Origin of the sequence: Gordonia sp. 852002-51296_SCH5728562-b, from assembly GCF_001665475.1 — a bacterium.
Lineage (GTDB): Bacteria > Actinomycetota > Actinomycetes > Mycobacteriales > Mycobacteriaceae > Gordonia > Gordonia sputi.
In genome coordinates this window covers 134,212-144,299 of sequence record NZ_LZMI01000079.1, presented here as the reverse complement: position 1 = coordinate 144,299, position 10,088 = coordinate 134,212, and the positions used below count along the sequence as shown (strand labels likewise).

The following is a 10,088-nucleotide window of genomic DNA, read 5'->3' as shown; positions in this document are numbered from 1 at the left end:
CGGGCCCGACTGCGAAACGGCAGCCCCCGCTGGTCGAGCGGGCGCGAGCGCAGCGAGCACCCAGGTCGAGACCACTGGGCGCGGCGGGTGATCTCGACAGGCTCGATCAGCGGGGTTGGGGCTCCGACCAGCGGGCCGGGCCCGACTGCGAAACGGCAGCCCCCGCTGGTCGAGCGGGCGCGAGCGCAGCGAGCACCCGAGTCGAGACCACTGCGCGTCGCAAACGTTAGTCGGCGGGGGTGACCCTGCCCGGATAGGTTGCGGTGCGTGCCGCGTGGACGGGGCAATAGTGCATCGACTTGCCGCGTTCGGATTCTGGCGGCAGGTTGCGCGACGGCGTCTCGACGAGCGGTGCGTCGGCGGCAACGCGCCCGTTCACGCGGTCCCACGCATCGCGTGCGCGGGGGTGTCGCCACGGCCGCCGGGGCAGCAACCGATGGAACACGAGGTTGTAGGTCTTGCCGAGGAGACGGAACAGCCTCTCGTCCCGGTCGGTCCAGGGGAGTGCCATCATCTCGCGGATCGGTTCGTCGTAGAACCCCGTGGTGAGCCAGATGAAGTTGCGGGCGACCGCAGGGGCGATGACGCGACGCCAGAGCGCTGTCGGGAGGAACGAGAGGTACGGAGGTGGGGGAAGCGTCGAAATGTCGAGGACCGTGCGTACCGACTCGTGGTCGCGAAGCACGTTGCGGCACATGTGATCCCAGTATTCGAGGAAGTCTTCGTAGGTGTCGGGTACCGGGCGCATGCTCACGCCGTACATGGCGTACCAGTTCTTCGATTCTTCGAAGAGTTGCCGCTTCTGGTCTTCGCTCAACCACGGACCGAACCTCTCGCAGAGGCGCACGTTGCCGTACCAGAAGGTGGCGTGTGCCCAGTAGAAGACGTCGGGGTCGAGGGCGTGATAGCGCGAGCCGTCGGGCATGGTGCCCTTGATCTCGCGGTGATAGTCACGCACCTCTGTGCCGGTCTCGAAGCCCCAGTACTCGTCGAAGACGACTCCGCCGATCGGATACAGCGACCGCATGAGGCGTTGCCAGCGTTCGCCGAAGAAGTCGGAGTGATCCCAGACGGCTTGCCCGAGCTTGGGGTGCATGTTCTGAATCGACCCGGCCCACAGGCCCTGGATCATCCCGGTCCAGGTTCCCCACACCTGCCACGTCAGGGAGTCGGGGCCCAGCGGCGGGTACTCGACATGCGGGTACTCGGAACGGCGTGGGGTGTCGGTCGACGCAGCCTCGCGCTCGACGGCGTCGGACGTTTCGGTTGACGAGCTCGACGGGTTGGCTGTGACGTGCGTCATGAGACGAAACCCTAGGTGCGTCTCACGACGCTGTCAACGCCGGGCGGCGGTGATCAGCTCGGCCGAAAGCGGACGAGCGTGCCGGCGACGAGTTGCGCGGCGGCCGAGACCGACGTCGCCGACAGGACGCCGACGACCGGATATCCGCCTGTCACGGGGTGATCGGCGAAGAAGATCACCGGTTCGCCGGCAGGCGGAACCTGCACCGAGCCGTGGGCCACGCCCTCGGAGGGCATCTCGGGAAGGTTTGTGCGGTGTGTCAGGGTCGGCGCGGTGTCGTCGTCGCGACGTCGCAGGCGTACCCCGACCCGATTGCTCGCGGGCGTGACCTCCCATGTGCCCGCGAAGAGGTGGCCCGGCTCGGTGAGGCGATCAGCGCGTGGGCCGGGAAACGTGGTGAGTTCGACGACGCCGGCCCGTCGAGTGTCTGCCGGAGCATGCAGAGTTGCGGGCCATGTCTGGTGTGCGTCGCCGACGATCAGCTCGTCGCCCTGCGCCAGGGGAGCGGGTCCGGTTCCGGAGAGTGTGTCGGTCGACCGCGATCCGAGCGACGGCTCGACGTCGAATCCGCCTCGCGCGGCAACGTAGTTGCGGCATCCCCAGTGCGGCGTGCCGACCTCGACACTCGCGCCGGCGCGGGCCACGACAGCCGAATTGATCCCGACGGCAACACCGTTGACCGAGACCGAAGTGTCGGCTCCCGTGACGGCCACGAGTGTGTCTGTGTCACAACGGAACACGAGGCCACCGAGTGTGGTTTCGATCGTTGCGGCATCCTCGGAGTTGCCGACGAGGCGGTTGGCAAGTGTCATCGCGACTCGATCTGCGGCACCCGATCTCGGCACTCCGAGGTGTTGGTAGCCGGGCCGTCCGAGATCCTGGATCGTCGCCAACGGCCCGGTGGCGATCACCGCGACGCGAGTCACCGGTTCTCCGTGTCGTCGTCAGGTCGGGCGGCAAGGTCTCGGGGGACGCCGGCGTCGACGAATCGGACGCGGGTACCGGGTGCGAGCATGGCCGGCGGGTCGTCGTGTTCGTTCCAGAGGCTGATTCTGGTGCGCCCCAGCAGGTTCCAGCCTCCGGGGCTGTCACGTGGATACACCGCGCTGTATCCGGCGGCGATCGCCACCGACCCGGTCGGCACTCGGGTACGGGCGTGTGGCCGTCGGGGGAGGTTCAGCAGTCCGGCGAGGTCGGTGTCGGCGGCGTCGAAAGCGGGTACCAGATAGCCGAAACCCGGTGCGAAACCCATGAACTGGACGATCCACTCAGTGCCCCGATGCGCCGCGATCACCGCCTCGACACTCATGCCGAGTGCGCTGGCGACGTCGTCGAGGTCGTCGCCGTCGTAGTGAACCGGTATCTCCACGGGTTGCTGCGTCGACTCCGCAACGTCGATTCCGGCGGTCCCGAACCGCAGCGCGCGATGAATGCCGAGGACATCCACACCGCCACCTGTCTTGCCCTGCACCAGAATTGACGACGCACTCGGCACCACGTCCTCGGTGGCCACGAGACGACCGTCGGCAATCGCGGCCCGCAATGCGGTCGCCGATGTGAGCACCGCGTGTGCCGGGTCGTCGGAGTCGGCGAAGTCGAGAAGCACCGCATCGGGGCCGGCGGGTAACTCCTGCATACCGATCGAATCTACCGTCGACGGCCTCGTCCGGATGGCACACTGGGCGCGTGACACGCATGGGAGCGGATCGGTGAGAGAGATCGTCGTCTGCGGTGAGGCGCTCGTCGACGTGGTGTCCACGACGGCTCCTGGCCCCGATCCGTCGCACCTGCCACCGTTGCAGCCGGCACTCGGCGGCGGACCGTTCAACGTCGCGATCACCCTCGGCAGGCTCGGTAGTGCCGTCTCGTTCTGCTCCGCGGTCTCCACTGACACCTACGGCGACGCCATCGTGGCTGCTCTGAGTGCCGGGGGTGTCGGCACCACGCTGGTCCAACGTCGCTCCGAACCCACGTCGCTCGCACTGGCCACGATCGGCTCCGACGGCGCAGCGCACTACTCCTTCTATGTGGAGGGCACCGCCGACCGCCTGGTCTCCGAGCCCGGCGACTTCGCCGCGACCGTCTCCGCGGTGTGCTTCGGAACGTTGTCCATGGTCCTCGAGCCGGGTGCGAGCGTCTACGAGCTGGTGATGCGTCGAGCTCACGACGCCGGGCGTCTCGTCGCACTCGACCCGAACATCCGACCCTCCGTGATCGACGAACCCGACGTCTACCGTCGACGATTCCTGGACTGGGTACCCATGATCGACGTCCTCAAACTGTCCGACGAAGACGTCGACTGGCTCGGCGATGGAGCCGACGGCTCGTCGGTCGACGACTGGCTCCGCGAGGGCGCGGGGGCCGTCGTGATCACCCACGGAGCCGACGGAATCTCCGTTCGCACACGCGAATTCACCGTGCTGGCACAGGCTCCGGAGACAACCGTCGTCGACACGATCGGGGCGGGCGACAGTGCGCTCGGAGGGTTGCTCCATTTCTTCGACGAGTCGGGCGATTTGTCCGCATCCGCAGTGCGGTCGCGCGACGCCGACTACTGGCTGCGGGCGGCGGACTACGCGGCACGAGTCGCCGCGGTGACCGTTTCGCGTCCCGGAGCCGACCCTCCGTGGGCGAGCGAGCTCGATGCCCCGTGATCGAGGCGCAGGTCAGGCGGTATTCGGCTACGGTTGACCAACGTCAATGCACCCTCCGTGGGCGCGCATGTCGATAACCGACTACGTTTAGTAACGGAGAGTCCGACTCACAGTGCGTCACATGTACCTGTGGGTCTCATACCTGAGTAAAGGGGTTTTGGAGTGTCCGCTGAAACAGCTCCCGCCGACTCGGCATCGGATACCGCCTCGTCGACGTTCATCTACCCCGGTGGGCAGCTCGAGCTTCCCATTCTCAAGGCCACCGCGGGCAGTGATTCGGTTGCGCTGGGCAAGTTCCTCGCAGAAACGAATCTCACGACGTTCGACGGCGGCTTTGTCAACACCGCAGCCTGCAAATCCGCGATCACCTACATCGACGGAGAAGCAGGCATTCTGCGCTACCGGGGTATCCCGATCGACCAACTGGCAGAGAAGTCGACCTTCATCGAGGTCAGCTACCTGCTGATCTACGGCGAGTTGCCGACTCCGAGCCAGCTCGAAGAGTTCAACAACAAGATCCAGCGGCACACCCTGCTGCACGAGGATCTCAAGCGATTCTTCGACGGCTTCCCGCGCAACGCACACCCGATGCCGGTGCTGTCGAGCGCAGTCAACGCACTGAGTGCCTACTACCAGGACTCGCTCGATCCCAAGGACCCCGAGCAGGTCGAACTGTCGACGATCCGTCTGCTCGCCAAGCTGCCGACGATCGCGGCCTACGCCTACAAGAAGTCGGCGGGTCAGCCGTTCCTCTACCCCGACAACTCGCTGTCGCTGGTCGAGAACTTCCTGCGCATGACCTTCGGCTTCCCGGCCGAGCCTTACGTGGTCAACCCCGAGGTCGCCAAGGCCCTCGACATGCTGTTCATCCTGCACGCCGACCACGAGCAGAACTGCTCGACGTCGACCGTGCGTTTGGTCGGTTCATCGCAGGCCAACCTCTTCACGTCCATCTCGGGCGGCATCAACGCACTCTGGGGCCCGCTGCACGGTGGCGCCAACCAGGCCGTGCTCGAGATGCTCGAAGACATCAAGGCTTCCGGTGGCGACACCAAGGCGTTCATGACCAAGGTCAAGAACAAGGAAGACGGTGTGAAGCTCATGGGCTTCGGACACCGCGTCTACAAGAACTACGATCCGCGCGCAGCGATCGTGAAGAAGACCGCCGACACGATCCTCGAATCGCTCGGCGTCCAGGACGATCTGCTCGATATCGCCAAGGGACTCGAAGAAGTCGCCCTCAACGACGACTACTTCATCTCGCGCAAGCTCTACCCGAACGTCGACTTCTACACCGGCGTCATCTACCGGGCCATGGGCTTCCCGACCCGCATGTTCACGGTGCTCTTCGCACTCGGACGTCTGCCGGGTTGGATCGCGCACTGGCGTGAGATGAACACAGATCCCGCGACCAAGATCGGCCGACCGCGTCAGCTCTACACCGGTTACCCAGAGCGTGACTACGTCACGATGGGCGACCGCTGAGTTCGACGCTTCGACCTGACCACCAGCCGACTCAAAGGAGAGTCCCGTGACCAGTACCGAGAAGCCAGAAGTCGAGTTCCAAGAGGGTCCCGCTCCCAGTGAGCTGGTGATCGCAGACATCATCGTCGGCGACGGCGATGAGGCAAAGCCGAGCGACGTCGTCGACGTGCATTACGTCGGCGTCGACTTCGAGTCGGGTGAAGAGTTCGACTCGTCGTGGGACCGTGGTCAGTCGGCCAACTTCCCGCTCGATCGGCTGATCCCCGGCTGGCAGCAGGGAATCCCGGGCATGAAGGTCGGCGGTCGTCGTCGCCTCACCGTGCCACCCGCGCTGGCCTACGGGCCGGAGGGTGCGGGCCACCGGTTGTCCGGACGGACACTGGTCTTCGTCATCGACCTGCTGGGTGTGGGCTAGATCGCCTCGCAACGCAACAACGCCGGTGCATCGGATGTCGATGCACCGGCGTTGTGCTGGCTGCGGCGTGATCTGCGACTAGGGGATCTCCCGGCACTGGGCGAAGCGATCGGCGACGGCAATCGCGAGGTTCTCGTCTGCTTCGTGCTCGACCCACGTCTCGAATCCTCTTCAGGCGAGCGACGACTCGCCTTTCTCTACGACTCGCTACGCGAACTCGACGCCAAGCTCGACGGCAAACTCCTCGTCGTGCGTGGACGCCCCGACGAGGAGATCCCACGACTGGTCGACGCCGTCGGAGCGGGTTCGGTGCATGTGAGCGAGGACTTCTCGCCGTTCGGGCGACGTCGAGACGATGCCGTCGTCACTGCACTCGAAGAATCCGGCGCGACGTGGCAACCCGTCGGCTCGCCCTACCTTGTCTCGCCGGGGAGGGTGACGAAGTCCGACGGCACACCGTACAAGGTCTTCACGCCGTTCTTCCGAGCATGGCGCGACCACGGTTGGCGTGCGCCGGCAAAGACCGAAGCGCCGTCGAACATCCTGAATCCCAGCGACATTCACCCCTCCGGTCGTATCAGGATTCCGGCGGCACCCACGACGCTGGACCTGCCTGCCGGTGAAGACGCGGCACTCGAGCGGTGGCGCACCTTTGTCGACGACGACCTGTCGGGCTACGAGTCCGACAGGGACAGGCCAGATCTCGACGTGTCGAGCAGGATGTCGGCGTATCTGAAGTTCGGCAACATCCACCCGCGCACGATGGCCGCCGACCTCGGTAGGTCGCAGTCGGCGCAGGCATATTTGCGGGAGCTGGCATTCCGCGACTTCTACGCCGATGTGCTCTACAACTGGCCAAAGAGTCTGTGGCACAACTGGAATGACCAGTTCGACGACATCGCACTCGATACCGGAAAGTCCGCCGAGAAGCACTTCGACGCTTGGCGTGAGGGACGAACCGGCTTCCCGCTCGTCGACGCGGGGATGCGCCAACTGAGCGAGACGGGATTCATGCACAACCGGGTGCGCATGATCGCCGCGTCGTTTCTGGTGAAAGATCTGCACCTGCCGTGGTGGTGGGGTGCGAAGTGGTTCCTCGACCAACTCACCGACGGCGATATGGCGTCGAATCAGCACGGGTGGCAGTGGGCCGCGGGCACGGGAACCGATGCGGCACCGTACTTTCGGGTGTTCAACCCGGAGACGCAGGCCAAGAAGTTCGATCCCGACGGCGACTACATTCGACGCTGGATTCCCGAATTCGACACCGACGACTACCCGGAACCGATCGTCGATCACAAAGCCGAACGCGAAGAGGCACTTCGACGCTTTGGCGAGCTCTGAGACGCCGAAACCCTCGGTGGCGCAAGGCGATCCCCGCTCACGAGCGAACCCGCGTTCTTGACGCGCGAGAGTAGCGGGAGCAATTCGTACGAGGTGATCCCGTCGAGAGTTCCGAGGACATCGGTGACGAACGAGTACAGCTCGTCGGTGTCGTGCACCATCACACTGGCCGTGATGTTGGCCGCGCCGGTGACAGCAACCGCGAACGGCACTGCGGGGTGAGCTGCGAGTGCCTCGCCGGTCGCTGCCAGATGTCGGGGGTGCACTGTCAGCCAGATCGCGATCGCATCGCGCCCTAACGCGGCCGTGGCGAGATCGACGTCGAAGTAGGCGATGCCCGACCACACGAGCTGCTCGACGCGTCGGGTCACCTTGCCCGGCGTCGAACCGACTGCGCGTGCGAGGTCGGTATACGACGTCCGACCGTCGCGGGTCAGCACGTCGAGGATCGCTCTGTCGGTGCGATCGATCGTCGTCGTCGACGACGGCGCGCGGCCGGGTGCACGCGGAATGCGTGTTCTCCCAAGTGCGTCCGCCTCCGTCTGGGTGAGCGCATCATGCCAGCCCTCCCAATCCGTCGGTGCCCCGCCGACAAATGTGTGGAGCACCGCGGCCGGTCGTACGTCGAGAACGGGTGCAGCCTTGGGGAGTGTGCGGGTGAGGAGCTCCATTCCGCCGTGCGGATCGGCTGCGCGCAGATTGAAGACGATCTCCCAGCCGGCCTCGTAGATGGATACCCATGAGACGTCGTCTCGCGCTGCCAAGGCACCGGCGATACCGTCGGCTCCCTCCGGTCGACACCGCACACGCACGACCCACGTCGAGTTACCCAGGGCACGAGGATCGGTGGCCATGGTGACGCGCAGGAGGCCATCGCGTCGTAGTCGGCGATAGCGTCGGGCAATCGTCTGTTCGGCCACACCGAGGACGTCGGCGATCTCGCGGAACGAGGCCCGCGGCGACAGTTGGATGGCGCGAGCGATTCTCGTATCCAGATCGTCGAGAATGGAGGATTCTGGCGAGGTTGTGGCTCCCATGTCATGAATCTTACGGAATCAGGGTCTCCTGGCGACGCCGACCGATCGTGGGATCACACTTGGTTCATACCGCCTGAGGTGCGTTGACGCACCGGATTCGGGCGAAATCCTCGAAAGGTACACACTCATGGAACGTAAATGGTGGACGCTTGTCGTCGTCTGCGCGGCGACATTCATGTTGCTGCTCGACGTCACGATCGTCGTCGTCGCACTTCCCGACATTCAACATGCACTCGGCGCCAGTTTCAGTCAGTTGCAGTGGGTCACCGACGCGTATGCGCTCGCGCTGGCCTCGTTGCTGCTGACATCCGGATCGATCGCCGACAAGTTCGGCAGACGTCGAATCTTCTCGATCGGTCTGGTGATCTTCACACTCGGCTCGCTGCTCTGCGGCGTCGCACAGGACCCGGTCATGCTGATCGTGTCCCGCGCACTGCAAGGTGTCGGCGGCGCGATGCTGTTCTCGACGTCGCTCGCGCTTCTCGCGTCGACCTTCCACGGCCGTGAACGCGGCGTCGCCTTCGGCGCGTGGGGTGCGGTCACCGGCATTTCGACGGCACTCGGCCCGATCCTCGGCGGCGTGCTGACGACCGGTGTGAGCTGGCGTGCGATCTTCCTGGTCAATCTGCCCATCGGCATCGCCGCCCTGTTCGTCACGTGGAAGATGGTCGACGAGTCGCGCTCGCCTCATGCTCGTCGGATCGACTGGCCGGGCGTCGTCACATTCACCGCGGGTCTCGTCGCTCTGGTCTACGGACTCACCGAGGCCGGACAGCGCTCGTGGGGCGACAGCCTTGTCGTCGGTTCGTTCATCGTCGCCGCGGTCTTGCTCGTGGCGTTCGTGATCATCGAATTGCGTGTCGACGAGCCGATGTTCGACCTCTCACTGCTGCGGATTCCCACCTTCACCGGCGGTCTGATCGCCGCCTTCACGATGAACGGCTCGCTGTTCGCGATGCTGCTGTACGTGGTGCTCTACCTGCAGGAGGGCCTCGGCTACTCGGCGTTGCAGACGGGCCTGAGGCTTCTGGTGATGTCGGGCTGCACGATGGTGAGCGCCACGATCGCGGGCCGACTGTCGGACAAGATGCCGCTGCGCTGGCTCATCGGACCTGGCCTGCTCATCGTCGGCGTCGGACTGTTCGTGATGGCCGGTCTCGACGCGAACTCGTCGTGGACGCACCTTATCCCCGGCCTGATCATCGCGGGTATCGGCAGCGGCCTGGTCAACCCGCCACTCGCCGCGACCGCTGTCGGCGTCGTCGACGTGCACCGCTCCGGCATGGCGTCGGGCATCAACACCACGTTCCGGCAGATCGGCATCGCCGTGGGCATCGCGGTCTACGGCACCGCCTTCAGCTCGAAGCTGAGTTCGTCGTTCCGCGAGAACCCCGCCGGCGGCAAACACGCCGCCTACGCCGACGCCCTCAACACGCTGTTCTGGATCAGCGGCGCCGTCGCCGTTGTTGGCGGCCTCGCCGCGCTGCTGCTGATCCGCAGCCGCGACTTCGTGCCGCACGGCCCGGCCCCGACCGCCGAGGGCGGCGACACGTCGAGCGAGGGCGCCGGGGTACCTGCCGCGGCCTGACGCTGGCCCTCGCGGCTGGCCCGGCCGGCAGAAACCCGCGGAAGGATTCTTTCCGCGGGTTTCGTGTCTTTGCTCGTGTTGTTTCTCGAGGAGAGGTCAGTTTCTGGGGGAAAGTTTCTCTTCCCCTGGTTTCTGCGGGCGGGGGTGCTGGGTTGGTGGTGTTCGTCCCCGGGTATCTGCGGGTGGGGGCGTGGTGTTGGTCCTCGGCGTCGAGCCTCTCAGCTGGGCAGAAACCCGCGGAAGGGTTCTTTCCGCGGGTTTC

At 65.4% G+C, this 10,088-nt stretch carries 9 protein-coding genes; 5 read left to right on the top strand and 4 right to left on the bottom strand.

The features are described from left to right. Window positions 1–226 precede the first annotated feature (226 nt). The 3 genes from A5766_RS14800 to A5766_RS14790 are packed head-to-tail and all read right to left on the bottom strand — an operon-like array spanning window position 227 to window position 2,939. Window positions 227–1,303, bottom strand: a complete 1,077-nt coding sequence (locus tag A5766_RS14800; RefSeq protein ID WP_005209283.1) for an oxygenase MpaB family protein — start codon at window positions 1,301–1,303, stop codon at window positions 227–229. Window positions 1,304–1,356: 53 nt separating this feature from the next. Continuing rightward, window positions 1,357–2,229: a biotin-dependent carboxyltransferase family protein gene (locus tag A5766_RS14795; protein ID WP_064905181.1), complete on the bottom strand. Its 873-nt coding sequence runs from the start codon at window positions 2,227–2,229 to the stop codon at window positions 1,357–1,359. Further along, entirely contained in the window at window positions 2,226–2,939 is a 714-nt protein-coding gene (locus A5766_RS14790; protein WP_064862690.1) for a 5-oxoprolinase subunit B family protein, read from the bottom strand. The genes A5766_RS14795 and A5766_RS14790 overlap by 4 nt, the downstream gene beginning before the upstream one ends. Before the next feature lie 73 nt (window positions 2,940–3,012). On the opposite strand from A5766_RS14790, the gene A5766_RS14785 reads away from it, so the two are divergent. From A5766_RS14785 to A5766_RS14770, 4 genes are all read left to right on the top strand, one after another. Next, on the top strand, window positions 3,013–3,957 hold the full coding sequence (locus A5766_RS14785; RefSeq protein WP_064905200.1) for a carbohydrate kinase family protein: 945 nt from the start codon (window positions 3,013–3,015) through the stop codon (window positions 3,955–3,957). 162 nt (window positions 3,958–4,119) lie between these two features. Continuing rightward, a complete protein-coding gene (locus A5766_RS14780) occupies window positions 4,120–5,442 on the top strand; it encodes a citrate synthase (protein ID WP_005209290.1) in 1,323 nt (440 codons plus the stop codon). A 46-nt stretch (window positions 5,443–5,488) separates the two neighbouring features. Beyond that, the gene (locus A5766_RS14775; RefSeq protein ID WP_005209292.1) at window positions 5,489–5,857 is read left to right on the top strand and encodes an FKBP-type peptidyl-prolyl cis-trans isomerase; all 369 of its coding nucleotides are present in this window, start codon (window positions 5,489–5,491) and stop codon (window positions 5,855–5,857) included. Between the two features lie 60 nt (window positions 5,858–5,917). Further along, complete coding sequence (locus A5766_RS14770; protein WP_039857048.1) at window positions 5,918–7,201, top strand: cryptochrome/photolyase family protein; 1,284 nt, start codon at window positions 5,918–5,920, stop codon at window positions 7,199–7,201. Here the strand turns inward: A5766_RS14770 and A5766_RS14765 are convergent. After that, entirely contained in the window at window positions 7,153–8,238 is a 1,086-nt protein-coding gene (locus tag A5766_RS14765) for an Lrp/AsnC family transcriptional regulator (RefSeq protein WP_064862812.1), read from the bottom strand. The genes A5766_RS14770 and A5766_RS14765 overlap by 49 nt on opposite strands. 127 nt (window positions 8,239–8,365) lie before the next feature. Between A5766_RS14765 and A5766_RS14760 the strand changes: the two genes are divergently transcribed. Further along, entirely contained in the window at window positions 8,366–9,826 is a 1,461-nt protein-coding gene (locus A5766_RS14760; RefSeq protein ID WP_064862813.1) for an MFS transporter, read from the top strand. The last annotated feature ends 262 nt before the right edge of the window (window positions 9,827–10,088 follow it).